22 protein-coding genes and 1 pseudogene are annotated in these 26,619 nt (G+C 68.1%); 14 read left to right on the plus strand and 9 right to left on the minus strand.

Annotated features, from left to right (window positions below):
* Positions 1-26: 26 nt before the first annotated feature.
* From QE395_RS05615 to tldD, 4 genes are all read left to right on the plus strand, one after another.
* Complete coding sequence (locus tag QE395_RS05615) at positions 27-608, plus strand: Maf-like protein (protein WP_306987874.1); 582 nt, start codon at positions 27-29, stop codon at positions 606-608.
* On the plus strand, positions 601-2,088 hold the full coding sequence (rng, locus tag QE395_RS05620; protein ID WP_068853541.1) for a ribonuclease G: 1,488 nt from the start codon (positions 601-603) through the stop codon (positions 2,086-2,088). The genes QE395_RS05615 and rng overlap by 8 nt, the downstream gene beginning before the upstream one ends.
* Positions 2,089-2,133: 45 nt before the next feature.
* Positions 2,134-5,973 (plus strand): YhdP family protein, encoded by a 3,840-nt coding sequence (locus tag QE395_RS05625; protein WP_306987876.1) that lies wholly within the window; start codon positions 2,134-2,136, stop codon positions 5,971-5,973.
* 70 nt (positions 5,974-6,043) lie between these two features.
* Entirely contained in the window at positions 6,044-7,489 is a 1,446-nt protein-coding gene (gene tldD, locus QE395_RS05630) for a metalloprotease TldD (protein ID WP_184126485.1), read from the plus strand.
* A 31-nt stretch (positions 7,490-7,520) separates the two neighbouring features.
* Here the strand turns inward: tldD and yjgA are convergent, their stop codons facing one another.
* The gene (gene yjgA, locus QE395_RS05635) at positions 7,521-8,114 is read right to left on the minus strand and encodes a ribosome biogenesis factor YjgA (RefSeq protein ID WP_306987878.1); all 594 of its coding nucleotides are present in this window, start codon (positions 8,112-8,114) and stop codon (positions 7,521-7,523) included.
* 68 nt (positions 8,115-8,182) lie between these two features.
* Between yjgA and pmbA the strand changes: the two genes are divergently transcribed.
* Positions 8,183-9,550: a metalloprotease PmbA gene (gene pmbA, locus QE395_RS05640; protein ID WP_306987880.1), complete on the plus strand. Its 1,368-nt coding sequence runs from the start codon at positions 8,183-8,185 to the stop codon at positions 9,548-9,550.
* Positions 9,551-9,625: 75 nt separating this feature from the next.
* The gene (locus QE395_RS05645; protein ID WP_217537137.1) at positions 9,626-10,009 is read left to right on the plus strand and encodes a DUF4870 domain-containing protein; all 384 of its coding nucleotides are present in this window, start codon (positions 9,626-9,628) and stop codon (positions 10,007-10,009) included.
* A 308-nt stretch (positions 10,010-10,317) separates the two neighbouring features.
* Here the strand turns inward: QE395_RS05645 and QE395_RS05650 are convergent, their stop codons facing one another.
* From QE395_RS05650 to QE395_RS05670, 5 genes are all read right to left on the minus strand, one after another.
* Entirely contained in the window at positions 10,318-11,196 is an 879-nt protein-coding gene (locus tag QE395_RS05650; RefSeq protein ID WP_306987883.1) for a farnesyl diphosphate synthase, read from the minus strand.
* Positions 11,186-11,446: an exodeoxyribonuclease VII small subunit gene (locus tag QE395_RS05655; protein ID WP_068853531.1), complete on the minus strand. Its 261-nt coding sequence runs from the start codon at positions 11,444-11,446 to the stop codon at positions 11,186-11,188. Before QE395_RS05655 ends, QE395_RS05650 begins: the two co-directional genes overlap by 11 nt.
* Positions 11,447-11,482: 36 nt before the next feature.
* Positions 11,483-12,769: a tRNA lysidine(34) synthetase TilS gene (gene tilS / locus QE395_RS05660; RefSeq protein WP_306987885.1), complete on the minus strand. Its 1,287-nt coding sequence runs from the start codon at positions 12,767-12,769 to the stop codon at positions 11,483-11,485.
* A gap of 66 nt (positions 12,770-12,835) precedes the next feature.
* Positions 12,836-13,354: a WG repeat-containing protein gene (locus QE395_RS05665; RefSeq protein ID WP_306987887.1), complete on the minus strand. Its 519-nt coding sequence runs from the start codon at positions 13,352-13,354 to the stop codon at positions 12,836-12,838.
* On the minus strand, positions 13,354-15,066 hold the full coding sequence (locus QE395_RS05670; protein WP_306987889.1) for an alkaline phosphatase: 1,713 nt from the start codon (positions 15,064-15,066) through the stop codon (positions 13,354-13,356). The genes QE395_RS05665 and QE395_RS05670 overlap by 1 nt, the downstream gene beginning before the upstream one ends.
* 150 nt (positions 15,067-15,216) lie before the next feature.
* Between QE395_RS05670 and QE395_RS05675 the strand changes: the two genes are divergently transcribed.
* The 7 genes from QE395_RS05675 to QE395_RS05705 all read left to right on the plus strand — a co-directional run bounded on the left by QE395_RS05675 (position 15,217) and on the right by QE395_RS05705 (position 22,599).
* Positions 15,217-16,545 (plus strand): dicarboxylate/amino acid:cation symporter, encoded by a 1,329-nt coding sequence (locus QE395_RS05675; protein WP_184126492.1) that lies wholly within the window; start codon positions 15,217-15,219, stop codon positions 16,543-16,545.
* A gap of 357 nt (positions 16,546-16,902) precedes the next feature.
* A complete protein-coding gene (locus QE395_RS05680) occupies positions 16,903-17,388 on the plus strand; it encodes a hypothetical protein (RefSeq protein WP_306990433.1) in 486 nt (161 codons plus the stop codon).
* The gene (locus QE395_RS05685) at positions 17,385-18,023 is read left to right on the plus strand and encodes a hypothetical protein (protein WP_083214189.1); all 639 of its coding nucleotides are present in this window, start codon (positions 17,385-17,387) and stop codon (positions 18,021-18,023) included. The genes QE395_RS05680 and QE395_RS05685 overlap by 4 nt, the downstream gene beginning before the upstream one ends.
* 42 nt (positions 18,024-18,065) lie before the next feature.
* The gene (locus tag QE395_RS05690; RefSeq protein ID WP_306987892.1) at positions 18,066-19,613 is read left to right on the plus strand and encodes an adhesin; all 1,548 of its coding nucleotides are present in this window, start codon (positions 18,066-18,068) and stop codon (positions 19,611-19,613) included.
* Between the two features lie 137 nt (positions 19,614-19,750).
* The gene (locus tag QE395_RS05695) at positions 19,751-20,452 is read left to right on the plus strand and encodes a C39 family peptidase (protein ID WP_093533407.1); all 702 of its coding nucleotides are present in this window, start codon (positions 19,751-19,753) and stop codon (positions 20,450-20,452) included.
* 8 nt (positions 20,453-20,460) lie between these two features.
* Positions 20,461-21,243 (plus strand): hypothetical protein, encoded by a 783-nt coding sequence (locus QE395_RS05700; protein WP_306987894.1) that lies wholly within the window; start codon positions 20,461-20,463, stop codon positions 21,241-21,243.
* A gap of 45 nt (positions 21,244-21,288) precedes the next feature.
* Positions 21,289-22,599 carry a transporter gene (locus tag QE395_RS05705; RefSeq protein ID WP_068853510.1) on the plus strand — a complete coding sequence of 437 codons (1,311 nt, stop codon included), beginning with the start codon at positions 21,289-21,291 and terminating at the stop codon, positions 22,597-22,599.
* Between the two features lie 352 nt (positions 22,600-22,951).
* Here the strand turns inward: QE395_RS05705 and QE395_RS05710 are convergent.
* The 3 genes and pseudogenes from QE395_RS05710 to QE395_RS05720 all read right to left on the minus strand — a co-directional run bounded on the left by QE395_RS05710 (position 22,952) and on the right by QE395_RS05720 (position 25,978).
* Positions 22,952-24,290 (minus strand): annotated as a pseudogene (locus QE395_RS05710) (sigma-54 dependent transcriptional regulator).
* Positions 24,291-24,533: 243 nt separating this feature from the next.
* A complete protein-coding gene (locus tag QE395_RS05715) occupies positions 24,534-25,313 on the minus strand; it encodes a C40 family peptidase (RefSeq protein WP_306987897.1) in 780 nt (259 codons plus the stop codon).
* A gap of 131 nt (positions 25,314-25,444) precedes the next feature.
* The gene (locus QE395_RS05720) at positions 25,445-25,978 is read right to left on the minus strand and encodes a C40 family peptidase (RefSeq protein WP_093533403.1); all 534 of its coding nucleotides are present in this window, start codon (positions 25,976-25,978) and stop codon (positions 25,445-25,447) included.
* A gap of 116 nt (positions 25,979-26,094) precedes the next feature.
* Here QE395_RS05720 and QE395_RS05725 point away from each other — a divergent pair, with 116 nt between their 5' ends.
* On the plus strand, positions 26,095-26,574 hold the full coding sequence (locus QE395_RS05725) for a peptidylprolyl isomerase (protein WP_306987899.1): 480 nt from the start codon (positions 26,095-26,097) through the stop codon (positions 26,572-26,574).
* Positions 26,575-26,619: the final 45 nt, after the last annotated feature.

Consider the following 26,619-nt stretch of genomic DNA (forward strand, 5'->3'; position numbering starts at 1 on the left):
CAGGGCCCGCAGGTTATGCTTCCGCGATGCTTTATCTCGCCTCTCGTTCGCCCCGACGAACCCAACTGCTGGCGCGCCTGGACCGACCGTTCCGCGCGCTGGACCTGGATGTGCCCGAAGTACGGGCCGCCGGGGAAACCGCCGAGGACTACGTGCAGCGCGTGGCCATCGACAAGGCCCGTGCCGGCTTGGCGCAGGTGGCCCACGACCCCGACGCGCTGGTGCTCGGCGCGGACACCGAAGTGGTGCTGGACGGCGAGGTGTTCGGCAAGCCGGTCGATGCCGCCGATGCCGCCGCCATGCTGCGCCGCTTGGCCGGCCGCACCCACCAGGTGATGACCGCGGCGGCGCTGGTCGCCGCCGGCGCCGAGCAGGCGGTGATGGTCGTGTCGGAGGTGAGTTTCATCGCGCTGGACGAGGCGGCCATTGCCGCCTACGTGGCCAGCGGCGAGCCGATGGGCAAGGCCGGGGCCTACGCCATCCAGGGCGGGGCCGAGCGTTACATCCGCCACCTGGCGGGAAGCTATTCGGGTGTCATGGGCTTGCCCCTGCAACAGACCGAGCAGTTGCTGCAGGCATTTGAATCGAAGGGAGTCGCCGGTGTCTGAAGAAATCCTGGTCAACGTCACCCCACGCGAGACCCGCGTGGCCGTCATCGAAAACGGCATGCTGCAGGAGCTGCACATCGAACGTGGCTGGCGCCGCGGGGTGGTGGGCAACATTTACAAGGGCAAGGTGCAGCGGGTGATGCCCGGCATGCAGGCGGCCTTCGTCGAGGTCGGGCTGGAGCGCGCCGCGTTCCTGCACGCCAACGACGTGGTACGGCCGGCCCCGGTGGCCAGCCCCGATACCGAGGGCACCACGCTGCCGCCGCCGTCGTCGGTGCCGATCGTGGAGCTGCTGCGCGACGGCCAGGACATCGTGGTGCAGGTGGTCAAGGACCCGATCGGCACCAAGGGCGCGCGCCTGACCACCCAGATCAGCATTCCCTCGCGTTACATGGTGCTGCTGCCGCAGTCCAAAGTGGTCGGGGTATCGGCGCGGATCGAGGACGAGGCCGAGCGTGCCCGGCTCAAGACGCTGGTCACCGAGCTGTCGGCCCAGCACGGCGGTTACGGCTACATCGTGCGCACCAACGCCGAAGGCCAGCCGGCCGAGGCGATTGCCGAAGACATCGCCTACCTGTCACGGGTCTGGAACGTGGTCGAGCGCCGTGGCCGCGAGGCGGCCCCGTGCAGCGTGATCTATGAAGACCTGAGCCTGCCGCTGCGTTCGGTGCGCGACCTGATCCGGAAGGACGTGGACAAGGTGAAGGTGGACTCCAAGGAGACCTTCACCCAGCTGCAGGCCTTCGTGGCCAAGTACATGCCGGTGCTGGCCGAGAAGCTGGAGCTGTACAGCGGCGACCGCCCGATCTTCGACATGTTCGGGGTGGAGGATGAGATCGGCCGCGCGCTGGACAAGCAGGTGCCGCTCAAATCCGGCGGCTACCTGGTGATCGACCAGACCGAGGCGATGACCACCATCGACGTCAACACCGGCTCGTTCCTGGGCCAGCGCAACCTGGAGGAAACGGTGTTCCGCACCAACCTCGAGGCCGCGCAGTCGGTGGCGCGCCAGCTGCGCCTGCGCAACCTCGGCGGGATCATCATCATCGACTTCATCGACATGGATGACGCCGAGCACCGCCGCCAGGTGCTGCGCACGCTGGAGAAGGCGCTGGCGCGCGACCATGCCAAGACCACGGTGTATGAGTTCTCGCCGCTGGGGCTGGTGGAAATGACCCGCAAGCGCACCGTGGAAAGCCTGGAGCGCCAGCTGTCCGAGCCGTGCCCGGAATGCAGCGGGCGCGGGTCGATCAAGACCGCGGAAACGGTCACCTACGAAATCTTCCGTGAGATCACCCGGGCCGTGCGCCAGTTCGATGCCGCGCGCCTGCTGGTGATCGCCTCGTCCAAGGTCGTGGCGCGGATCACCGATGAGGAATCCTCGGCGGTGGCCGAACTGGAGGAATTCCTCGGCAAGTCGATCCGCTTCCAGGCCGACGAGCAGTACCTGCAGGAGCAGTTCGATGTCGTGCTGCTGTGACCTGAGCCGGCCCGCGCAGTGGTGCGCCGGCGCCTGCGGGACCCGATGAGCGCGCCGCTGCGCCTGCGACTGCGAAGGATTCGCCGCCATGCTGTCTATGCCATGGCGATCGTACTGGTCTGTGTGGCGGTGCTGGTGGGCAGCCTCAGCCAGGTGCTGCCGCTGGCCGAACGGCACCCGGACAAGGTGGCCGGGTGGTTGAGTGCGCGTGCCGGCCAGCCGGTGCGTTTCGACCAGCTGCAGACGCGCTGGACCCGGCGCGGCCCGGTGCTGGCGTTGAAGGGCCTGCGCATCGGTGAAGGCGAGGGACTGCGCATCGGCGAGGCTGAAGTGCAGGTCTCGATGTATTCGGGGCTGCTGCCCGGCCGTTCGCTGACCGAGCTGCGCCTGCGCGGCCTGGCGCTGGTGCTGCAGCGTGCGCCCGATGGCCGCTGGTCGGTGCAGGGGCTGCCGCAACCCAAGGCCGGCGGCGATCCGCTGGATACGCTGCGCCGGCTGGGCGAACTGCAGGTCATCGGCGGCCGGCTGCGGGTGGATGCGCCGTCGTTGAACGTACAGACCGAACTGCCGCGCATCGACCTGCGGCTGCGGGTGAACGGGCCGCGGCTGGCGGTGGGCGCGCGCGCGTGGGCCGATCTCAAGGGCGCCCCGCTGACGGCCGTGGTGGATTTCGACCGTGCCCACGGCAACGGGCAGGCCTGGCTGGCCGCCGACCCGGCCGACTTCCGTGCGTGGTCGTCGCTGCTGCAGTTCGGCGGCGTGGCCCTGCAGCAGGGTACCGGCACGTTGAATGCCTGGGTGGACCTGCGCGACCGCCGCCCGGTGATGATCACCACCGATGCCGACCTGGCGGGCGTACAGCTGCGCGGTGCGCGCCTGGCCGATGGCGGGCGCCCGCAACTGAAGCTCGATACCTTGCAGCTGCGCGCGCGCTGGCGTTGGGTGCAGGGCGGCTGGCGTGCCGATGCACCGCGCCTGCGGATCGGCCTGGAAGGACGCACCGAAACGCTGGATGGGCTGTTGGTGGCCGGCGGCCAGCACATGGCGCTGGCCGGCGACAACATCGATGCCACCGCGCTGCTGCGCGGGCTGGCGTTGACCGATCGGATCGATGCCGGGCTGCGCAGTTGGCTGCACGACGCGGCGCCGAAGGTGCGCATGAGCCGCGTGCGGTTCGCCGGCGAGCGCGACGGGCCGCTGGGTTTTGAAGGCGAGCTGGAAGAGATCCAGTTCGCCGCCGCCGGCCACGCACCCGGCCTGGGTGGGGTGGGCGGCCATTTCGAGGGCGATGCCAACGGCTTCCGGCTCGACCTTCAGCCGACCCGGGTGATGCATTTCGACTGGCCCACCGGGTTCGGCGTGCGCCATGACGTGCGCCTGGCCGGCAGCATGGTGGGTTGGCGCGATGAAGGCGGCGGCTGGCGCATCGGCACCCCGGCGCTGCGCGTGCAGGGCACCGATTACGCCGCCGACGTGCGCGGCACGATGTGGTTCCAGGGCAATGGCACGCGCCCATGGATGCAGCTGGCGGCCAAGCTGGACGACGTGCCGATGACCGCGGCCAAGCGCTTCTGGATCCATTCCAAGATGAGCAAAGCGGCCACCGACTGGCTGGATGCGGCGCTGGTGGGGGGCCATATCCGCGGGGGTATCGGCCTGGTGACCGGCGACCTGGAAGACTGGCCGTTCAAGGACCACAACGGTCGGTTCGAGGCGACCGGCCGCATCGACAACGGCAACATCCGCTTCCAGCGTGACTGGCCGACGATGGACAAGGTCGAAGGCGATATCGCCTTCATCGGCCCGGGCTTCGAGCTGCACGGCCGTGGCGACCTGGCCGGCGTGGCGGTGGACCACTTCGATGCGGGCATCGCCGATTTCGGCGCCTCCCAGCTGTACGTCAAGGCGGCCAGCCGCAGCGACGCCGGCGCGCTGCTGGCGATGCTCAAGCAGAGCCCGCTGCACAGGACCTATGCCGATTCGCTGGACAACCTGGCGGCCAAGGGCCCGGCGGCGGTGACCTTCGACCTGCTGCAGCCGCTGCACCACGCCGAGGGCGGCGGGCACCTGCAGGGCACGGTGGATCTGGACGGCGCCACGCTGTCGGACAAACGCTTCGACCTGACCTTCGAGGCGATGCGCGGCCAGGCCAGGTACAGTCAGGACGGATTCGGAGCCGAGGCACTGGCCGTGCGCCACCTGGGCCAGGACGGTCAGCTCAGCCTGCGCGCCGGCGGTTATGCGCGTGACCCGCAGCATGCGTTCGAAGCCGAGCTGGCCGCCCGGATGGATGCCGGCCAGCTGCTCGACCGCGCGCCCGAGCTGGCCTGGCTCAAGCCTTACATCGAGGGGACGTCGCGCTGGACGATCGGGGTGACGCTGCCCAAGCTGGCGCCGGGCGGCAAGACCGCGCCGCCGACCCTGCTCACCCTCCACTCGGACCTGGTCGGCACCCGGCTGGACCTGCCGGCACCGCTGGACAAGCCAGCCGAGGTGCCCTTGGCCACCGCCGTGAAGGCGCAGCTGCCGATGGGCGCCGGGCGCGTGGATGTCGCCTTCGGCGAACGCCTGGCCTTGGCCGCGCGGACCCACGACAACAAGACCGGCGTGCAGGTCACGCTGGGCAGCGCCACCGTTGACCGCGACCCGCCTGCCAGTGGGCTGGTGGTCAACGGCCGCAGCGGCTCGCTGGATGCCCTGGACTGGATCGCGCTGGCGCGTTCGCCGGGCGGGACGCCCGGTGCGGACCCGATGCCGCTGCGCCAGGTGGATGTGCAGGTCGGGCAGCTGCTGCTGGCCGGCGGCGTGTTCGCGCAGACGCGCCTGCAGCTGCGTCCGAATCCCACCGGCGTGGACGTGCGCCTGGACGGCCCGTCGCTGTCGGGCGACCTGAGCGTGCCCAATGCCGACGGCGCGGCCATCGTCGGCAAGCTGGACCGGGTGCACTGGCAGTCGCTGCCCACCCCCGTGAAAGCCCCGCCCGATGGCGCGCCGATCATCCTGCCGGCCGACGCCAGCTTGCCGGCGCGGGTGCAAGCCAGCGCCAACGACACCAACCCGGCAAAGATTCCGCCGCTGTCGCTGGACATCAACGACCTTCAGTTCGGCAAGGCGCGGCTGGGCCAGGCCGTGCTGCGCACGCGTCCGTTCGGCAATGGGCTGAGCGTGGACCAGCTGCAGTTCCGTGCGCCCAAGCAGGTGATCGACATCCAGGGCCGCTGGCTGGGCATGGGTGAGGCGGCGCGTACCCAGTTCCAGGTCAAGGTCGACAGTGAGGACCTGGGCGGGCTGATGCAGAACCTGGACTACGGCGGCCAGCTGCGCGGCGGGCAGGGCCAGATCAGCCTGGATGCCGGCTGGCAGGGCGGTCCATCGGACTTCCAGCTGGGCGCATTGCAGGGCCAGATGCAGGTGCACGCACGCAACGGCCAGCTGCTGGAGCTCGAGCCGGGCGCCGGCCGCGTGCTCGGCCTGCTCAGCGTGACCCAGCTGCCGCGCCGGTTGATGTTCGATTTCCGCGATTTCTTCTCCAAGGGCTTCGCCTTCAACCAGGTGGAGGGCACGCTGGCGTTCGCCGATGGCATGGCCACCACCGACAAGGTGCTGATCGAAGGCCCGGCCGCCAACATCAGCATCCGCGGCCGCACCGACCTGCGCCGCCAGCAGTTCGACCAGACCATCGACGTCAATCCGCGCGCCGGCAACCTGCTTACCGTGGTCGGCGCCGTCGCCGGCGGTCCCGTCGGCGCGGCGGTGGGCGCGGCCGCCAATGCGGTGCTGTCCAAGCCGCTGGGCGAGATCGGTGCCAAGACCTACCGCGTGACCGGCCCCTGGGCCGAACCCAAGGTCGAAGTGATCGACCGCGACGACGCGCCGCCACGTTGATCCCGGCCGTTACCCCCACAATGTCCCGCGCACGGCTTGCGATATCGGCCCGCGCCCACAGATCAAGACCATGACCGACAACGCACTCACCCTTGCCCAAGACCGCCTGCTGCTGCCCGCCGGGCTGGATGCCGGTGGCCTGGAACGCACCTTTGGCACCCTGCTGGGGCCGGGTATCGATTTTGGCGATCTGTACTTCCAGCACGCCCGCCGCGAAAGCTGGAGCGTGGAAGATGGCATCGTGAAAGACGGCGCCCATTCCATCGAGCAGGGCGTGGGCGTGCGCGCCATTGCCGGCGAGAAAACCGGCTTCGCCTATTCCGACGACATCCATGGCGATGCGCTGCTGGGCGCGGCGCGCTCGGCGCGCGCGATCTCTCGCGAGGGCGGGGCGCAGCCGGCGCGGTCGCTGGTGCGCGGCAATGCACGCGCGCTGTATCCCGCACTGGACCCGATCGATGGCATGGGCAACGAAGCGAAGGTGGAGGTGCTCAAGCGCCTGGACCGTTTCCTGCGTGCGGCCGACCCGCGCGTGCAGCAGGTGATGGTGAGCCTGTCCGGTGGCGTGGATACCATCCTGATCGCGCGCAGCGACGGCGTGCTGGCCGGCGACATCCGCCCGCTGGTGCGGCTGAACGTGCAGGTGATCGTGGAGCAGCACGGTCGCCGTGAATCGGGCTATTCCGGCGGTGGCGGGCGCTACAGCTACGAAGAACTGTTCGCTGACGGGCGCCCGGAAGCCTTCGCCCGCGAAGCGCTGCGCCAGGCGCTGGTCAACCTGGACGCCATTCCGGCCCCGGCCGGGGTGATGACCGTGGTGCTCGGCCCGGGCTGGCCCGGCGTGCTGCTGCACGAGGCGGTCGGCCATGGCCTGGAAGGTGATTTCAACCGCAAGGGCACCAGCGTGTACGCCGGCCGTATTGGCGAGCGCGTGGCTGCGCCGGGCGTGACCATCGTTGACGACGGCACCCTGGACGGTCGCCGCGGCTCGCTCAACATCGACGACGAGGGCCACCCGACCCAGTGCACCACGCTGATCGAGGACGGCATCCTGGTCGGCTACATGCAGGATTCGCTCAATGCACGCCTGATGGGCGTGGCCCCGACCGGCAACGGCCGCCGCGAATCGTTCGCGCACATGACCATGCCGCGCATGACCAACACCTACATGCGTGCCGGCCAGCATGACCCGGAAGAAATGATCCGTTCGGTCAAGCGTGGCCTGTACGCGGTGAACTTCGGCGGCGGCCAGGTCGACATCACCAGCGGCAAGTACGTGTTCTCGGCCACCGAGGCCTACCTGATCGAAGATGGCAAGGTCACCGCGCCGGTGAAGGGCGCGACCCTGATCGGCAATGGTCCGGAAACCATGCAGAAGGTGCGCATGATCGGCAACGACCTGGCCCTGGACGAAGGCGTGGGCGTGTGCGGCAAGGATGGCCAGAGCGTGCCGGTGGGCGTGGGCCAGCCGTCGCTGCTGATTGATGGCATCACCGTGGGCGGCACCCAGGCCTGATCGCCGGATGCGCCCGTCCTGCCAGCCCGGCTCAGTCTTCGGCGCTGTCGGCGTCGCCGATGTCGTCGTCGTCGGTGTCGGCCGCCGCTGCTTCCAGGCCCAGCGCGGCCGGCAGCAGCAGGGTGCGCAGCACCTGGTAGATTTCACGGAAGGCACGCGGCGGCTTGTTCCTGGCGCGCTCGGCCTGCGCATTGCGCACCAGCGTGCGCAGCTGCTGGCGGTCGGCCTGCGGGTACTCGGCCAGCAGCGCGCTCAGCGCGGTGTCGCCGTCCTTGAGCAGGCGCTCGCGCCAATCCTCGGCGCGGTGCAGCGCGGCCACTTCGCGGCGCGAGGTATCGCTGTTGGCGTCCAGCGCATCGCGGATCGCGTCCAGGGTGGCATCGTCCTCGCGGCGCATGTGCTTGGCCAGGAACGCCAGCTGGCGCTTGTGGGCAATATGGGCGGTGATCCGCTTGGCCTCGGCGATGTGCGGCAGCAGGTCTTCCGGCACCGGCACGCGGGCCAGCTGGGCCGGGGTCAGCGACACCAGCTTCTCGCCCAGGGCCAGCACGTCCAGCGCGTCGCGCCGGTTCTGGCTGCGGCTGATATCAAGGAATTCACCGGTTTCTTCGTCGCGTCCGCGCATCGTCTTCTTTCCACATCCAGAACTGTGCCCGGCGTTGCGCCAGGCACTCACCCGTACAGGATAAAGCATTGAACGTGATCTCCCCTGAAGCCCATGCCGCCGACGACAGCCTGCCGAGGCTGGAACAGCTGGCCGACATCTCCCAGCAGCTGCTGGCCCGGGCCCGGGCGCTGGGCGCCACCCAGGCCGAAGTCAGCTGCAGCGAGGAGCGCGGGCTGGATGTGAACGTGCGCCTGGGCGAGGTCGAAACGGTGGAATCCACCCGCGATCGTGGAATCGCGGTCACGGTCTACTTCGGCCAGCGCAAGGGCAGCGCCAGCACCGCCGACCTGCAGCCGGCCAGCCTGGAATCGACGGTGGCCCAGGCCTGCGCAATCGCCCGGCATACCGAGGACGACGAGGCCGCCGGCTTGGCCGACCCGGAACTGATGGCGCGCGAGTTCCCGGACCTGGACAGCTGGCACCCGTGGGCGCTGCAGGCCGACCAAGCGGTGGATCTGGCGCTGGCCTGCGAAGCGGCCGGGCGCGAGGCCGACCCGCGGATCAGCAACTCCGACGGCGCATCGGCGTCGACCGCCACCAGCCTGTCGGTCTATGCGAACTCGCACGGGTTCATCGGCCGTGACCGCAGCAGCCATCATTCGGTGGGCTGTGCGCTGATCGCAGGGCAGGGTGACGGCATGCAGCGCGACGGCTGGTACAGCAGCGCGCTGGCCCGCGAAGACCTGGAAGATGCGGCGTCGATCGGTCGCCGCGCCGCCGAGCGCACCCTGGCCCGGCTCAACCCGCGTTCGATGGCCACCGCGCAGATGCCGGTGCTGTATTCGCCGGAAGTGGCGCGGTCGCTGATCGGCCACCTGCTGGGTGCGGTGTCCGGCGGGGCGCTGTACCGCCGTGCCAGCTTCCTGCTCGACAGCGTGGGCACGCAGCTGTTCCCGGACTGGTTCGCGATTGAGGAGCGGCCGCTGCTGCGCCGTGGCCTGCGTTCGACCGCGTTCGATGGGGATGGCGTGGCCACCCGCGACTCGTCGCTGATCGAAGGCGGGGTGCTGCAGCGCTATGTGCTGGGCAGCTATTCGGCGCGCAAGCTGGGCCTGGTGACCACGGGCAACGCCGGCGGTGTGCATAACCTGCGGGTGCATTCCAACGCGGGCGATCTGGCCTCGCTGGCACGCCAGATGGGCAACGGGCTGCTGGTGACCGAGTTGATGGGGCAGGGCGTCAACGGCGTCACCGGCGATTACTCGCGCGGGGCCGGCGGCTTCCGGGTGGAAAATGGCGAAATCCAGTACCCGGTCGACGGGATCACCATCGCGGGCAACCTCAAGGAGATGTTCGCGGCGATCGAGGCGGTGGGCAGCGACATCGACCGCCGCTCGCACGTACACGTTGGCTCGATCCTGGTCGGGCGGATGACCGTTGCCGGTAACGATTGACGTATCCTGTGCCAGCTGCCTCGGCAGGCGGGGAGCCTGCCACGCACCACCCATACACTGGACAAGGAGTTTCACGTGAGCGAATTCGACAACATCACCGCCCCGCCGCCGCCGCCGACCAGCGCCGGCCCGGTTCCCAGCGACCAGCGCACCATGGCGCTTGCCGCGCACCTGCTGGGCATCTTCACTTGGTTCATCGGCCCGTTGATCATCTGGCTGATCAGCAAGGACGACGCCAGCAAGGGTTTCGTCACCGACCAGGCCAAGGAAGCGCTGAACTTCCAGATCACCATCACCCTGGCAATGATCATCTGCTTCATCCTGATGATCGTGATCATCGGCGGCCTGCTGGCGCCGCTGGTGGGCATCCTCAACATCGTGTTCTGCATCATTGCGGCGGTGAAGGCGAACAACGGCGAGGCTTACCGTTATCCGTTCACCCTGCGCCTGATCAAATAATTCCTGTTTTCCGGGAATGCAGAAACGCCCGGCATTGCCGGGCGTTTTTTGTTTGGAGCAAGAGCGAAAGCAAAAGCAGTCGCCTGCCCCCGACAGTGGATCGGTTGTTCAGGCAAAAGCGGTTCAATTGCATTTGATCGCCTGTGCGCACCAACCAACCGTCAGAGGGCCGGCGGGGGTGGGTTTGCGGGGGCTTTGCGAAACATGGATGTTTCGCAAGAGCCTCCACGGATGGATTCACGGCGCCCCCCGCAAACCCACACCCGCCGGCCCTGCGCAGAGACGTCCGCAGACCAAGGCTTTGGACGTTAGTGGTTGCGCTCGACCGCCAACCGCCCCAGCGCACGCAACGCATCAGCGCGTTCGTCATACCCGGAAAGACTGTCGTGCATGCGCTCACTCAGCGCGGCCAACTCCGCCTTCGCACCGTCCATTCCCAACAACGCCGGGAACGTGGACTTGGCCTGCGCCTGGTCCTTGCCCGCCGTCTTGCCGAGCTGTTCGGAACTGGCTTCCACGTCCAGGATGTCATCGCGCACCTGGAAGGCCAGGCCGAGGGCGTTGGCGAAATCGTCCAGCTGCAGCAGGTCCGCGTGCGGTGCATCGCCACACAGCGCGCCCATGCGGACCGCCGCGCGGATCAGCGCGCCGGTCTTCAATGCATGCATGTGCTGCAGGTCGGCCAGCGGCTGCGCGTGGCCCGTTGCATCGATATCCAACGCCTGGCCGCCGCACATGCCGGCCGCACCCGAGGCGTGGGTCAACGCCTGCAGGCAGTGCACCCGCAGCAGTGCCGGCAACGCCGCATCGGCCAGCAGCCCGAACGCGCGCGTCTGCAGCGCATCGCCGGCCAGGATCGCCGTGGCCTCGTCGAAGGCGATGTGCGTGGTCGGGCGACCGCGACGCAGGGCGTCGTCGTCCATCGCCGGCAGATCGTCGTGCACCAGCGAATAGGCGTGGATCAGCTCCACCGCCATCGCCGGTGCGTCCAGCGCATGTTCGTCGGCACCGAAGATCTGCCCGCTGGCGTACACCAGCAGTGGGCGCATGCGTTTGCCGCCACCGAGCACTGCATAGCGCATCGCCTGGTGCAGGCGCTTGGGCGCCTGTTCCGGCGAGGGCAGGCTGGCGTCGAGCTGGCTTTCAATGCGGTCGCGCCAACGCGCGAACGTGGACTCAACCGTCATGGCTGGGCGGGTCGAACGGCTCGGCGGTTTCCGGGCGGGCCGGGTCGCTGAGCAGGCGAACGCGCAGTTCTGCCTGCTCCAGCGCCTGCTGACACTGGCGGTACAGGCCCACGCCGCGCTCGTAGGCGCTCAGCGACTGCTCCAGGCTCATGTCGCCGGTTTCCATCTTCTCCACCAGCTGCTCCAGTTCTTCCAGCGAATGCTCGAAGTGGGCGACCGGGGAGGCGTCAGTGGGGGATTTCTTGGCCATGCGGCAAGTGTGAAGCGCCAGCCCCAAGGGGTCAATTCACGCCGCGCCCGGCGTCCAGCGCAATCGGGCGTGCTGTTCATCCAGCCACTGCTGCAACGGTGCCGCGATCACCTGGTCGCCGGCCGCAACCAGCACCTGGTCCGCATACAGCAGCGGCACCTGGCGGCGCTGCCACGGAGGCAACCCGCTCTGTTGCAGCAGATCCTTCAGCGCGTGCGAATGACTGCGCCCGCGCAGCTGGATGCGCTCGCCGCCCCGGCGTGCGCTGACCTGCACCGGTTCATCCAACCTCTGGGCGCCGATCAGTGCCAGTTCGCCACCATCGGGGAGTGCCAGTGGGCTGGCGCCATCCCAATGCACGCTCCAGTCCAGCGGCAGTGCCAAGGCCATCGGCAGCAGGTACAGGTGGCCGCGCCAGCGGCGGATGCGCACGCCCTGCCAGGCGAACTGCGCATCGGCATCCTGGGCAGCGGGCAGCAGTTCGCGTTCGATGGCCTGGACGCCTGCGGCCGGCAACGGCGGTTGTCCCGCGCTGCGCACCCACTGCCGCAGCAGCCGCGCGCGGCGCTCGCGCGGCTGCCGTTGCAGCTTGGCGCAGTCGAGCACGCCGGGCGACACCGTGCAGCGCCGCAACGCGTCGTGGTCGGAGGCATCGAGCAGGCGCTGCGCCTGCGCGCTCAATTCGGCACTGCGTGCGAACGCCGCATCGGCCTGCGGCCAGCGTTGCTGCAGTAGCGGCAGCACGTGCAGGCGGAGGAAGTTGCGGTCGGCCACGTCGCTGGCGTTGCTGGGGTCTTCGATCCACTCCAGCCCGTGCGCCGCGGCATGCGCCCGCAGGTCGCTGCGCGGGATCTGCAGCAGCGGGCGCCAGATCGATCCGGCGCCGAACGGCGCATGCGCCCGGATCGCCGCCAGGCCATCCACCCCGGAGCCGCGCAGGGCCCGCAGCAGGAACGTTTCGGCCTGGTCATCGCGGTGGTGCGCCAGTGCGAGGTGTTCGCCTTCCCGCAGGACGCGGGCGAACGCTTCGCGGCGGACGTGGCGTGCCGCGGCTTCCAGGCCCGCACCGCTGTCGCGCGGCACCGCCACGCGGATCACCTGCAGCGGAATCGACCAGGCCGCGCAGATCGCCTCGCAGTGCGCCGCCCAACGATCTGCATCGGCCTGCAGGCCGTGGTGCACGTGCACCGCATGCAGGCCGGCGGCGCGCTGCGCGGGTGACTGGGCCAGCCAGTGCAGCAGCACCGTCGAATCCAGTCCACCACTGAAACCCACCAATACGGGTGCGGGCAGGTCGGGGGCAGGGGGCAGCGCAGTAGGCATCGAATGGGACATGTCAGGCAGAGGGCCAGTATCGGCCTTGGCAGCACGCGCCGCCATCACGCAGGCTCATCGGCCGGTGGGATCGGCCACGCGGCGACCCTGGCGGTCGATGTGGAACCACTCGCCGCCTTCCATCGGGGTGTGGCCATCGCCATCGGGCGTGCTGCGCCGGCAGCCGTTGCATACCTGGGCAATGCCATCGGAAAACGGCCAGCCGAAATCGTAGGTGCCCGGTACCGCCTGCGCCAGCGCGGCATCGAAGTAGGCGATGCGCTCGCCCACCCGGCCGCGCAGCAGGCCTTCCTCGACGTAATCCGGGCCGTTGTCCCAGGTGATCACCGCTTGGGTGCGCCCTTGGCGGCTGACGTAGTGGAAGCTGTCCCCGGCGTACACCGCAGCCAGTCCCAGGTTGTCGTAATCGAGCCGGGCACGTGCCGCCGCGTCGAGCGACAGCCGGCCCTGCTCCAGGTGGCAGCCGGCCAGCGGCTGCAACCCGTCTTCCTCGGTCAGCCGCTGGCAGGCCGGCGGCGCGGCGAGGTTCACCGCCGGGGCCAGCAATGCCAGCAGCACGCCGGCCCGGCGCATCAGTTGCCCGCGTCCTTGCGCTCGAACGCGGTCGGCGTCGGCAGTTCCACCGGCACGCCCTTGGCGTCGCAGGTGCCGGCATCGCACAGGCGCTGGCGCAGGCGCGGGGTGGCCTGCACGATCATGTGGTAGATCGCGTTCTGTTCCATGGTGCCTCGCACCGCCTTGCTGCCGGGGCCACGGGCCCAGATGCCGACATCTTCGCCGCCGTGGCTTTCGCTCTTCATCGGCACCAGCGCTTCCTGCATGTAATCGGGGTGCTCGGTATCCACGTGGGTCAGGTCCGGGCGGCCCTTGGCCGGGTCGAAGCTGCTCGGGTTGTGCGGGTAGGCCTTGGGGCCCGCCGGCTGCTGGTTGGTGGCGCCGGTGAAGCCGGGGCCATTGGCGTAGCTGAGGGTGGTGTAGGGCAGGCCGAGGCCGTCGCGGGCCAGGTCGAGCGCGCCGGCGCCGTCTTCGCCGCCCTTGTCCTTGACCTTGCCGAGGATCGGGTTGCCACGCGCCGGGTAGCCCACGAAGTTGAGCGTGTGCGAGTGGTCGGCGGTGACGATGATCAGCGTGTCCTGGTCGGAGGTGGCCTCCGCCGCCGCACGTACCGCGTCGGACAGCGCCACCGTATCGCTGAGCGCACGGTAGGCGTTGCCGCTGTGGTTGGCGTGGTCGATGCGCGCGCCTTCCACCATCAGCACGTAGCCTTCCTGGTGGCGCGACAGGTTGGCGATGGCCGCCTTGGTCAGTTCGGCCAGGCTGGGCTCGCCGGACGGGTCGTCCTTGCGCTCGATCTCATAGCGCATGTGGTCCGGCTCGAACAGGCCCAGGATCGCCGGCGCGTTGGCGGCGGCCTGCAGCTGCTGCGCGTTCCAGACATAGGCGCCCTGCGGGTGCGCCTGCTTCCATTCGCCGACGAGGCTGCGCCCGTCCAGGCGCAGGCCCACCTTGTCGTCGTACTCCGGGTCGGTTTCTTCCACGTTGGTGAACTGGGCACGACCGCCGCCCAGTGCCACCAGCGGGCCTCGCCCGTAACGCGAGGTGTCCAGCAGCTGCTGGGCGATGTCCTTGCAGCCGGCCGCCTTGGCCGCCTCCGGCAGGTCCGCGTCGTTTTCCCAGTTGCGCTCGGGGGAATGGGCGTAGGTCGCGGCCGGGGTGGCGTGGGTGAGGCGCGCGGTGGTCACCACGCCGGTGGCCATGCCGGCGCTGTCGGCCAGCTGCAGCCAGGTCAGCAGGCCCTTGCCCAGGCTGTCGGCGCAGTCGCTGCGGCTGCCGGCGCTGACCCCGATGGCGCCCATGTGGGTCTTCACGCCGGTGGTGATGGCGGTCATGGTGCCGGCCGAATCCGGGGTCTGCGAATCGGTGTTGTAGGTCTTGCTGAACGCGGTGGCCGGGAAGCGCTCCCAGGAAAGCAGGTTCTCTTCGCCCGGGTTGCCGTTGCGCTGGCCCTCGAAGATGCGTGCGGCGGCCACGGTGGTCAGGCTCATGCCATCGCCCAGGAACAGGATCACGTTCTTCGCGCGGCCGTCCATGGCGCCACTGCCGGCGGCACGGGCGGCGCCGCTGCGGTACCACCACTGCGGGGTTTCACCGGCCGGGTGGGCCACTGCCGGTACATCGACCTGAACGGCGCCGGCATTGGCGCGGGAAGCGGGGGCGGAGGCGGCGCAGGCGCCAAGCAGCAGGGTGGTGGCGAGGGCCGCCACAAGAGGCGTGAAACGGGACATGGACGCGCGTATCTCAATGGTGAAACGGGCGTTCATTATGCAGAACGCCGCAAGGCACGCCGATGACACGCTGATTTGTTTCTGTGCGCCTCGTCCGCAGGGGCGCGTTGGGCTAAGGTGAGGGGCTGTCACCCTCTCCCTGGAATGCTCATGACGCTGGTGTCTGCCTGGCTGCGGATCCCGTTCTGGCAGCGCGTACTTGGCGGCTTCGTGCTCGGCGCGCTGGCCGGCTGGCTGCTTGGCCCCGCCGCCGAAACCTGGTTCGGCCCGCTGGGCGACCTGTACGTCACGCTGATCAAAATGATCGCGGTGCCGCTGGTGTTCTTCGCGGTGATCAACGCCATTTCCTCCCTGCACGGGCAGAAATCGGTGGCCGCGCTGGGCGGGCGCACCTTCCTGTGGTTCATCATCACCGCCGCGCTGGCAGTGGGCATCGGCCTGGCCGTGGGCACCCTGATGCAGCCGGGTACCGGCAACCTCAGCCTGAGCATGGACCACGGCTACACGCCGCGCGAAGTGCCCAGCGTGGTCAAGGTGGTCATGGACGTGGTGCCATCCAACGTGTTCTACGCGCTCACCGGCATCGGCACCAAGGTCAACGCGGCCGGCGAGACGGTGCTGGCGGCCGGGCGCGGTTCGATCCTGCCGGTGATCTTCTTCGCCGGCCTGCTCGGCTTTGCCATGGTCAAGCTGGGCGACAAGGTCGCCGAGGCGCGCAAGCTGACCGGGCAGATGAGCGACATCATGATCCAGGTCACCCGCTTCGTGCTGGAGATGACCCCACTGGGCACCTTCGGCCTGATCGCCGGGCTGGTGGGCAGCTACGGCTTCGAAAAACTGTTGCCGCTGGGCAGCTTCGTGCTGGCGCTGTACGTGGCCTGCGCGCTGCATATCGTGCTGGTGTACGGCAGCCTGCTGCTGGTGCACGGCCTGAACCCGCTCAAGTTCTTCCGCGGTGCCGCGCCGGGCATGCAGGTGGCGTTCGTCAGCTCGTCCAGCTTCGCGGCGATGCCGGCGGCAATGCGTTCGATCACCCACAACCTTGGCGTGAACAAGGACTACGCGTCCTTCGCCGTGCCACTGGGCGCCAGCATCAAGATGGACGGTTGCGGCGCGATCTATCCGGCGCTGTGCGCGGTCTTCATCGCGCAGTATACCGGCGTGCCGCTCACCCCCGAGCAGTATGTGGTGGTGCTGATCGCTTCGGTGCTGGGCAGCTTCGGTACTGCCGGCGTACCCGGTACGGCGGTGGTGATGGCCACGGTGGTGCTGAGCGCAGCCAACCTGCCGCTGGAAACCATCGGCTACCTGTACGCGATCGACCGGATCCTGGACATGATGCGCACCATGACCAATGTCACCGGCCAGATGCTGGTGCCGGTGCTGGTGGCCAAGGAAACCGGGCTGCTCGACCGCGAGGTCTACGACAACCCGTCCACCAACCTGGGCGTGGACGAGGGCGAAGAGCGCACCTCTTAGCACGATCGGTCAGGTCGTCATGCAGCGGGCCGGCGATTGCCGGCCCGTCTGCGTTTGATGACTGCGCACTGTGACATCTGTATCCGGCGGTGTAACAACGCTGATACACCCACATGTGAAGTGAGCGTTATCCGCCTTCCTGACGCCCGCACGTGCGTGTTCAGGACGCGTGAACGCCACGCAGGTGTAACACCTGCGTTGCAGTGACAGCGGTCGCTGCCGGCAACATGCCCGCAAACAGGACCTTTCGGACTTGGCACGATTGCTGCTCCATCCCTCCGCATGTATCGGGAGGTCGCAATGGACAGCGTTCGCGTACGGAGCAAGGCAACGGCGGTGACGTGGCTGCTGCTGGTGATGGTGCTGGCACCGGCAGCGGTGCAGGCCTCAGGCGCACGGCAGGGCGTGAAGCAGCAACCGGGTGAAATCGTGCTGCTGCGGGATGTATCCGCGCGGCCGGCGTATCGGCCCGCTCCCCCGGGCGTGGCCTTGATCGCCGATCCCTCGCCCAAGCGCGAAGTCGCTGGCGCACTGGGCACCTCGGCCGGCATGGACGAACTGAGCGACGACGATTACGCCTCGCTGGGCTCCAACACCGGCGTCTCTGCGGGGCACCCGCAGACCACCGTGGAGCGCGTCACCACCAGTACCATCAACAGCACCCTGGGCAAGGCCACCAGCAGCGGTGTGCTGTCGGGCAGCTCGCTCGGCCGCAGCATCGGCGGGCCGATGGGCGCGGTGGGCAACGCCACCCGCGGTATCGGTGACCAGGTGCGCGGTGCGCTGGCGCAGTTCCCGCTCGGCCAGCCGGCCGGTGCGCCCGCAGGTGGGCCCGGCAAATGAAGCGCGCAACCGTGCTGCTCTCGCTGGGGCTTTCGCTGGTGCTGCCACTGCCGCTGTACGCGCAGCAGGCAGACGACTACGCCGGCATGCTGGGCTACCTCAACAACACCCGCCTGGAGGGCCGCGCGCTGAGCGGCGCCGACGGCGCCATGGTGGTCAACATGGCCGCCGGCGACCTCAACCTGCAGGCCAACCTGCTGGGTATCGCCAGCGGCGAAAACGCACAGGTCAACATCGATGCACGCCAACGCCTCGCCGGCAACCGCGTGCGTGCCGATGGCGCGCTGGATGCCAGCGCCAGCATCGGCGGCCAGGCACTGAACGGCGCCAGCGGCGTCGCCATGATCAACCAGGCCAGCGGTATCGGCAACGCGACGCTCAACGTCGTCACGGCCACGCTGGCGCAACAGGGCATACGCGAGACGAACGACGAGGCCTTGGCCGCGTCGGGGGCACTCGCGTCAGCAGGGGGGCAGGGCACCGCACGTCGCGGTGGTTCCGCCGGAACCCGCAGTGTCGCCGTGGAGGACACCGCACTGCAGGGATTCGACGGCGTTCTGCAACTCAATCAAATCGCGGGTACCGGCAACACCACCGCCAACCAGTTGGGCATTTCGGTGCAGTCCACCCCGTGAGCAGTTCCATCCACCCGATTGACCGTGAAGAGAGAGGGCACCATGAACACCATGAACAAGACGGTACTTGCGCTGGCCATCGCAGTTGCGGCTACCGCATCTGCCTCCGCACAGGACAACCAGAACGCCAGCGCGTTCATCAACCACATCCACAACGTGTGGGAAACCCGCACCAACACCAACACGAACACCAACACGAACACGAACCTCAATACCGACGTTGATACCAACATCAACACCGATATCGACACCGATGTCGACACCGACATCACCACCAGCATCGATACCGATATCGATACCAACATCGATACCAACATCCGCAATGACTGGGATTCGCGCACCCGCGTACGCAACAACAGCACCACCAACACCAGCTCCGACACCAGCACCAGGACCACGACCAAGAGCTACAGCGACACCAGCGACGTGAACCACACGCGCAATGTCTCGGTCAACGAAAACGTGCAGAAGAACAGCAACATCCAGGCCGACGAGCGCAAGGAAAAGAACAACCACGGCGTGGACGTGAACCTGGAATCGGACCTGCAGGTGGGTGCGGACGTGCAGTTCCGCGGCCGTCCGACCGTCTCGGGTGACCTGGAAGTGGACTCGGCCGCGATTGCCATCATCGACAACCGCCAGTCGATCACCGACAACGAAGGCGACAACCAGCTGCTCGAGAACAATTCCTCGATCAGCGAAAACGTGGCGCAGGACGCGTCGGGCAACCTCGGCTTCAACACCGCCGCCGGTGACAACAATGCCCAGGACAACGCCGCATCGCTGTCCGCCGCCGATGCTTCGTTCACCTTCGGCATGTCCGATGCGCAGGTGTACGTGAACCAGTACGGCGCCGGCAACACCACCACCAACGAAGGCGTGGTCAACAACTCCAGCCTCAGCGGCAACGCCTTCCGCGGCGCCACCGGCAACATCGGCGTGAACAGCGCCGCCGGCAACAACAACGAGCAGAAGAACGCCTTGGCTGCGTCGGTGTCCACCGCCCGCATGGCCACCGCGAGCATCAGCTCGAACCAGGTGTCCACCGGCAACAGCGTGTCCAACGAGGGCTACGTGAAGGCCATGCGTGACACCACCCAGGTCACCCTGCGTGGCAACGTCCGGGGCGGTACTGCAGCCATCGGCGTGGGTGGTTACGCCGGTCGCGGCAATGCCTACCAGAAGGAAAACTTCTACCCGGATACCTGGAGCGGCTCGTCGCATACCGGTGGCAACCAGACCGGGCACATCGACCTGGATGCTGACGCCCAGGGCGCCACCGACAACCCGTACAACGAAGGTGCAGGCGGTCTCGCCTTCGACACCGACGAGCGCGGCGTTCTGGCGTACGGTGAAGTGGGCTATGCCGATCTGCAGGCCAGCCTGAGCGGTACCGTGGCCACCACCCGCTGGGTCGTGGAACGTGCCGAAAACAACGCTTCGCTGTCGGGTGACTCGTTCCGCGGCGCCAGCGGCAACATCGGCGTGAACGTCGCAGCCGGCACCGGCAACCTGCAGGCCAACAGCCTGGCCCTGGCCGTGGCCCAGCCGTCCACTGGCGGCAACCCGGGCGGCGGTGGCGGCGAGTAACGCTGTCCGTTTTCGCAGGCAACACGCGTTGAGCGCAACAAACCCGGCCATCCGCCAATGGCCGGGTTCCCCGGGAGCCCCTGTTCCATCCTCCCCCTTTGGGGCAGGGGCTCCTTCCTTCTTCCGGAGCCATGCCGATGTGGTCGACCCGAGCCCTGTGCTGCGCGTTGTCGCTGTTGATCCTGCCGGTGGGCGCCTCGCGCGCCGGTGATGTGTCCTTCAGCGGCGTGCTGCCCAATGGCGCGGTGTACTCCCAGCGCGTGGAGAGCATGCAGGAACGGCGCTTCCGCAACGTGGTGCGCCAACACACCGATTACAGCTGCGGCGCGGCCGCTTTGGCCACGATCCTGCGTTATGCCTACCACCTGGACGCGGACGAAGGCACTGTGATCGAAGGAATGATGGGGGTCTCGGACCCTGAACTGGTCCACCAGCGTGGCTTCTCGCTGCTGGACATCAAGCGTTACGTGGAATCGATGGGCATGCGTGGGCGCGGCTACCGCGTCAACGAAGAGCGCCTGCGCTCGCTGCGCGTGCCCGGGTTGGTGTTGATGGATGTGCGTGGATTCCGCCACTTCGTGGTCCTCAAGCAGGTCCGCGGTGACGTGGTGGACGTAGCGGACCCGATCCTGGGCAACCGCAGCATCCCCGTCAACGAATTTCTCGAATCATGGCCGTCGCGCGCCGTGTTCGTCGTGATCGGTACCGATTTCGACCGCAACACCGTGTTGCTGCAGCCCGGCGAACAGCCCAGTGCGCGTTCGCTGTATGCACGGCAGGGCCCGATCACCGACGCGGAACTGGTGGATTTCGGTTTCACCCATGCCGATCTGTTCTAGGAGGCACCATGAACATCGCAAACTGGACGCACAGTGCATTGCTCGTCGCGCTGCTCGGGGTCGCCCCGGTACACGCCGCCGATGCACCCAAGGCGCAGGAGCAGGGACGCCCCGGCAAGGGATTGAGCGAGATCCCCGACCCGGAACTGAAACTGATGCGCGGCCGCTACACCGTCAACGGCAATGCCGTGGCCTGGTTCGGCGTGACCATGATTTCCCAATGGCAGGCCGGCAACCAGTCCGCGCAGAGCGCACTGACCCTGGGCATGGATTTCAGCCATGGCGGCAACACGCCCAAGGTGAGCTTCACGCCCAGCGTCACCGTCACCGCGGCCGATGCGCCGCTGCCGGAGACCCCGGGGCGCAGCGTGGATTCGAGTGGCCTGCAGAACGTGGCCGGGCTTACCCAGAGCATCCAGGTGGCCGGTGACAACAACGTGGCCAGCAACGCCACCCAGTTGAACGTGCGCGAAGGCACCGCACCCACCACCACCGAACAGAGCGCCCCGCAGGCCAGCGCGAAGCAGGGCGGCGTGAGCGCCGTGGCCCAGCAGGACGGCAACAGCGCCCGCGTGCAGCTGCAGATCCAGGGCGTGGGGCAGGTGCAGCAATGGATCCGCAACGGCAGCGTCGGCCAGAGCATCGCCGTGGCCAGCGATGGCCAATCGGCCAGCAACCGCATGCAGATCGACCTGGTGCGGCAGACCCTGGCCAACAGCGCGTCGCTGAACCAGAACGTGGCCCAGGCGATGAACCTGGTACGCGGCGTAGGCATGGGGCCCGGCCAGTAACACCGGCCGGGTGGGGGGAACGACACCAGAACACAGGGCAAGGAAATGCACACCTCGATATGCACGACACCGCTGGCGCTGGCGGCGCTGGCACTGACCGCGTCAGCTGCGGCAAACGCCCAGGACGCACCGGCCACCCCGGCAGACGAAGCAGACGTAAAAGCGCTCATCCAGCAGCTGGAAACGCTCAAAGCCAATTACGCCCAGGAAGTGCGCCGGCTGCGCGAACTGGACATGCAGGTGCAGGCCATGCAGGCCCGCCTGAGCGGCAAGACCGCACCGCTGGCCGGCGCCGCCCCGCCCGAACCGCTGCCCTCGAGCACCCCCGCCGCACCGCCGACCGGCGATGGCTACGCCAGCACCGCCGCCGAAGCGCAGCAGGCCAAAGAGGCCTCGCGCCGGAGTGTCGACGACGTCAAACAACAGACCTCGACCCTGTTCACCCGCCGCTTCACGCTGGAAAACAGCCTCAGCTACGCACGCTACGACCGCAAGCAGCTGACCCTCAACGGCTTCCTCGCCCTCGACGCGATCTTCCTCGGCAACATCGCCATCGAAAACGTCGAGTCCGACACCCTCACCTACAACCTCGCCGCACGCTGGGGCCTCACCCCGCGCCTGGCCCTGAACCTGGACGTGCCGTACCTGGCCCGCAAGACCGTCTTCCAGAAGGGCGGCGCCGGCGGCTCGGCGGCGGCCATCGCCCAGGAAGAAACCACCGGCAACGGCATCGGCGACATCAGCCTCAGTGCCAACTACAAACTGTTCTCCGAAAAAGGCCGCTGGCCCGAAACCGTGTTGACCGTCGGCGCCACCGCCCCCACCGGCCGCGAACCCTACGGCCTGAGCTGGAAAGTGCTCGAGCGCGACGACGACGACTTCATCCGCTTCGCCGTGCCCGAACAGCAACCCACCGGCAACGGCGTCTGGCAGGCCAACGTCGGCCTGTCGGCGGTCAAGACCGCCGACCCGGCCATCCTGTTCGCCAACATCGGCTACATCCACTCGTTCGAAAACAGCTTCGACGACCTCGACGCCAACCCCGATACCGTCAACCCCGGTGACGTCAAACTCGGCGGCTCGTACTACTTCGGTGCCGGCGTCGCGTTCGCCTTCAACGAACGCACCAGCCTCAGCATCTCCTTCAGCGACAAGCTCAGCGCCCGCGCCTCCACCCGCTTCAAGGGCGGCCAGTGGGTCAAGATCGTCGGCAGCGACGCCAACGCGGCCACGCTCAACCTGGGCATCACCTACGCACTCAACCAGAACACCACGATCGTGAGCCTGCTGGGCATCGGCCTGACGCCGGATTCGCCGGACTTCACCCTGGCATTCAAGGTGCCGTACATCCTGTAGCGCGCGTATCGACCAACGGTCGATACCTACCGCAGCCGGCAATGCAGAGGGCCGGCAATGCGGAGGGCCGACCAACGGCCGGCGTCAGCGAAGCCCCAGCTTTTCCCATGGCCACCGACCCGATGTCGAAGGGTCGGCGGGGGCGGGTTTGCGGGACCGTAGAGCGCCATGGATGGCGCGAACGAGCTTACATGGGTGAAGGCGCACTGCTTGCGAGGCACTGCCTCGCGTGCGACTGAACGCACAGCCGCTGGCGGCTGGGCCGGGCCGCGGAGCGGGACTTGCGGCGTGTCCCGCAAACCCGCACCCGCCGGCCCAAAGCCCGTACGTTCGCAAACCAAGGCGTTTGACGTTAGCGCAACTCAGGCAGAGCGAGTTGATGCTTGCGGCAGAGGCGATACACGGTAACGCGGGAAACCTGCATGGTGCGGGCGCAGGCAGTGATGTTGAACGCGTTATCGCGCAGGGCCTGCAACAAGGCATCGCGCTCGGCCGCCTGGCGCGCATCGTGCAGCAGCCGCTGCGGCATCTCCACCTGCGGTGGCAGCAGCTCCAGATCGGCCACATTGATCAGCTCGGCCTCGCTCACGATCGCCGCCCCGCTGCACCCGGTTCAACAGCTCGCGCACATTGCCCGGCCAGTTGAACCGCAGCAGCGCCTGCGCCGCCTCCGTCGTGAACCCGCGCGCGCGCGTCACGTGCCGGCGGCGGAAACTGGCCAGGAAATGCTCCGCCAGCAGCAGGATGTCGCTGCCACGGTCACGCAGCGCCGGCATCGGCAAGCGCAGCACATTGAGCCGGTAGAACAGATCGCGGCGGAACTGCCCGCGCTCCACCGCCTGCTCCAGATCGATGTGCGTTGCCGCCACCACCCGTACATCCACCGCCAGCGGATGATTGCTGCCCACCCGCTCGATCGTGCCTTCCTGCAGCACCCGCAACAGGTTCGTCTGCGCATCCAGCGGCAGGTCGCCGATCTCGTCAAGGAACACCGTGCCCCCGCTGGCCGTCTCGAACAGGCCCAGCCGACGCGTCGCCGCACCGGTGAACGCCCCGCGCTCATGCCCGAACAGTTCCGACTGCACCAGCGCCGCCGGAATCGCCCCGCAGTTCACCGCCAGGAATGGCCGCGCATGGCGCGGTGACAGCGCATGCAGTGCCTGCGCCGCCAGCTCCTTGCCCGTGCCCGTTTCGCCCGTGACCAGCACCGGCAGTTCCACCGGCGCGAACTTGCGCAACGCCGCCCGTGCCACCTGCAGCACCGCACTGTTCCCGACCAGCGCCTGCGCACCGGCCGGCGAACGCGTCTCGTCACCGTCCGCCAGGTGCTGCAGCCGCTGTACCAGGCTGGAGAGATCAAACGGCGCCGTGAACGTCTCCACACACCCCGCCAGCAGCGACTGCAGCGGCGGCGTCGTGGGGTAGGGTCCGGGCGGCAGGATCGCCAGCACGCGCATGTGCCGGTGCTGCTCCAGCAGCGCCTGCAGGTGCTCCACGTTGCCGGGGGCCGCCCCGCGCAGGTCCAGCAGCCCGACCACCAGGTCGCTGCCGCGCATGCCGATGGCCACGCATGCATCGCTGGCCACCCCGCGCACCTGCCACCCTTCCGCTGCCAATGCGGCGCGCTCGGCCGCGTGTGGTTGCCCAAACCAGATCACACACCGGGCCGGAAATTCAGGGACTGCCGCCATGCGTCACCTTTACTGGAAAGATCCCGGGCGGTGTCTACTGGTCGGCGTGACCCCGGCGAGCCGCCCCACGCCGGAGTCAACAACCCCTGCCGAAGCCGGCCTGGGCTGGTCGCACGCACTTGGAATTGCTCGAACGACAGTAGGGACAACGCCGGTTGCCCCCGTTACCGGCCACCGGCGCCCATAACGAAAAAGGCCGCTGCACGGGGCAGCGGCCTTCAAATGGTGGGGGGGCCGGCCGGCTCAGAGCTCGACGCGGCGGGCCTGCATGAACTTGCCGCTCCAGTAACCCGAGACCAGGCTGTCCACGCGGACGTCCTTGCCGGTGCTGGGGGCGTGCAGGAAGCGGCCCTCGCCCACGTAGATGCCCACGTGGTCGACCCGGCCCCTGCGGCCGAAGAACACCAGGTCACCGGCCGCCAGCGCGTTGCGGTCGTTGATCAGCTCGGCTTCGCCGTCATGGGCCATTTCACGCGAAACGCGCGGCAGGTCGATGCCGAGCGCGGTCTTGAACACGTAGCCGACCAGGCCGCTGCAGTCGAAACCGCTGTCCGGCGAGGTGCCGCCCCAACGGTACGGGGTGCCCAGCAGCGTCATCGCACGGCGCAGCAGCGACTGCACCTTGCCATTGTCGGCGGCCCCGCCGACCACGACGCCATTGGCGCCGGAGCTGGCATCGTAGTTGGCCAGCAGGCGGCTCAGGTCGCCGGCGAACATCGCCGAGCGGTCCATGAGCGGAATGGTGTCGTTGGCCGCCAGGTGCGGAAGCAGGGCGGCGAGGGTGGCACTGGCAGCGGCATCGGCCTTGCTGCGGGCCGGCGCGTCAGCCTTGGGCTTGGCGGCGGCGGGGATCTCGGTGGCGGCTACGGTGGCAACCGGAGCAGCATCGACGGCGGTCGTCGGTGCCGTCTGCGCCCAGGCCGGAAGGCTGGCCAGGCAGAGGGCGAAAGCGATAAGAGCGGGGCGGGCAGTGCGCCGGAAAGTGGCGGTCTGGCCTTGGCACGTCAGGTCGGCTGTCGTCACGCGGCGGTCACTGAATAAAAACGATGGGTGATGATGCCGTGTAAGACGTGTGATTTGGTACAAATTTCGTTAAAGTTTCGTTTATATGAACGTGATGGAGGTCACATTTTTAGACCTTTGCCCTGTTCATTTCAGTGAAGGACACGTTTCGCGCCTGTGTAGTGCTGCTTCCAATAGGTGCCGCCGAGCGAATCCAGCCGGACCGTTCCGCCAGTGCTCGGGGCATGCACGAACCGCCCTTCGCCCACGTAGATGCCGACGTGGAAGACGTTGCCGCGGTCGCCGAAGAACACCAGATCGCCCGGTGCCAGCCGCTGCGGATCGATCTTCGGTCCCTGCACCGCCGCCAGGTCGCGAGAAGTCCGCGGCAGCTTCAGGTCCAGCATTTCCCGGTACACATAGGCCACCAGCCCGCTGCAGTCAAAGCCCGACTCGGGGGTGTTGCCGCCGTAGCGGTAGGGCGTGCCGACCAGCCCGATGGCGCGCATCAGCACCGCATTGGCCGCCTGCGGGTCATTGGGCACCACCGTCGGCCAGACCTGGGTGGAGGCGGCCGGCGCACTCGGGCGGGTGGCCTTGCCACCGCCGCAGGCGGCCAGCAGGGCCAGGGCAAGCACGGCGGCAACCCGGGCAACAGAGCGGTTCAAGCGCGGAACTGGCGTCATGTGCGTGATGTCCGGATAATGCGCGGCCTCAGAAGGCCGTCATGATGGCGGCGTACTTGGCGGGCGACAACCCGTCCCACCCGTCTGCCCTGGCAGCCTCAGCACAAGAGTTCCGCATGAAGATCGAAAAAGACCGCGTCGTCCGCTTCCATTACACCGTCGCCGAGCAGGGCCAGGAGCCGATCGAGAGCTCCAGGGACCGTGACCCGCTGGCGATCCTGATCGGCCACGGCAACATCATCCCGGGCCTGGAAGCCGCCATGCTCGACAAGGAAGCCGGCGCCTCCTTCGAGGTCGATGTGAAGGCCGCCGACGCCTATGGCGAGCGCAAGGAAGGCCTGAGCCAGCGCGTGCCGAAGAAGCACTTCGGTGAAACCCGCCTGGTGAAGGGTCAGCAGGTCGTGCTGCAGACCAACTTCGGCCCGCGCGCCGTGACCGTTGAAAAGGTCGGCATGAGCGTGGTCGACGTGGACCTCAACCACCCGATGGCCGGCAAGGACCTGCACTTCTCGGTCGAGATCGTCGACGTGCGTGAAGCTGCTGCCGAAGAACTCGAGCACGGCCACGTGCACGGCGACGGCGGCCTCCAGCACTGAGTGCAGGCCACCGCCTGAGGCAACGGCCCGCTTCGGCGGGCCGTT

It is taken from the genome of Stenotrophomonas sp. SORGH_AS_0282 (assembly GCF_030818125.1).
Taxonomy (GTDB): Bacteria; Pseudomonadota; Gammaproteobacteria; order Xanthomonadales; family Xanthomonadaceae; genus Stenotrophomonas; species Stenotrophomonas rhizophila_A.

Bases quoted from the DNA above. Each gene is read 5' to 3' on its own strand.
- QE395_RS05615 (WP_306987874.1), top strand. From the start codon at position 27: ATGCTTTATCTCGCCTCTCGTTCGCCCCGACGAACCCAACTGCTGGCG.
- QE395_RS05625 (WP_306987876.1), top strand. From the start codon at position 2,134: ATGAGCGCGCCGCTGCGCCTGCGACTGCGAAGGATTCGCCGCCATGCT.
- tldD (WP_184126485.1), top strand. From the start codon at position 6,044: ATGACCGACAACGCACTCACCCTTGCCCAAGACCGCCTGCTGCTGCCC.
- yjgA (WP_306987878.1), bottom strand. From the start codon at position 8,114: ATGCGCGGACGCGACGAAGAAACCGGTGAATTCCTTGATATCAGCCGC.
- QE395_RS05650 (WP_306987883.1), bottom strand. From the start codon at position 11,196: ATGACGGTTGAGTCCACGTTCGCGCGTTGGCGCGACCGCATTGAAAGC.
- QE395_RS05655 (WP_068853531.1), bottom strand. From the start codon at position 11,446: ATGGCCAAGAAATCCCCCACTGACGCCTCCCCGGTCGCCCACTTCGAG.
- tilS (WP_306987885.1), bottom strand. From the start codon at position 12,769: ATGCCTACTGCGCTGCCCCCTGCCCCCGACCTGCCCGCACCCGTATTG.
- QE395_RS05665 (WP_306987887.1), bottom strand. From the start codon at position 13,354: ATGCGCCGGGCCGGCGTGCTGCTGGCATTGCTGGCCCCGGCGGTGAAC.
- QE395_RS05670 (WP_306987889.1), bottom strand. From the start codon at position 15,066: ATGTCCCGTTTCACGCCTCTTGTGGCGGCCCTCGCCACCACCCTGCTG.
- QE395_RS05675 (WP_184126492.1), top strand. From the start codon at position 15,217: ATGACGCTGGTGTCTGCCTGGCTGCGGATCCCGTTCTGGCAGCGCGTA.
- QE395_RS05680 (WP_306990433.1), top strand. From the start codon at position 16,903: ATGGTGCTGGCACCGGCAGCGGTGCAGGCCTCAGGCGCACGGCAGGGC.
- QE395_RS05685 (WP_083214189.1), top strand. From the start codon at position 17,385: ATGAAGCGCGCAACCGTGCTGCTCTCGCTGGGGCTTTCGCTGGTGCTG.
- QE395_RS05690 (WP_306987892.1), top strand. From the start codon at position 18,066: ATGAACACCATGAACAAGACGGTACTTGCGCTGGCCATCGCAGTTGCG.
- QE395_RS05695 (WP_093533407.1), top strand. From the start codon at position 19,751: ATGTGGTCGACCCGAGCCCTGTGCTGCGCGTTGTCGCTGTTGATCCTG.
- QE395_RS05700 (WP_306987894.1), top strand. From the start codon at position 20,461: ATGAACATCGCAAACTGGACGCACAGTGCATTGCTCGTCGCGCTGCTC.
- QE395_RS05705 (WP_068853510.1), top strand. From the start codon at position 21,289: ATGCACACCTCGATATGCACGACACCGCTGGCGCTGGCGGCGCTGGCA.
- QE395_RS05720 (WP_093533403.1), bottom strand. From the start codon at position 25,978: ATGACGCCAGTTCCGCGCTTGAACCGCTCTGTTGCCCGGGTTGCCGCC.
- QE395_RS05725 (WP_306987899.1), top strand. From the start codon at position 26,095: ATGAAGATCGAAAAAGACCGCGTCGTCCGCTTCCATTACACCGTCGCC.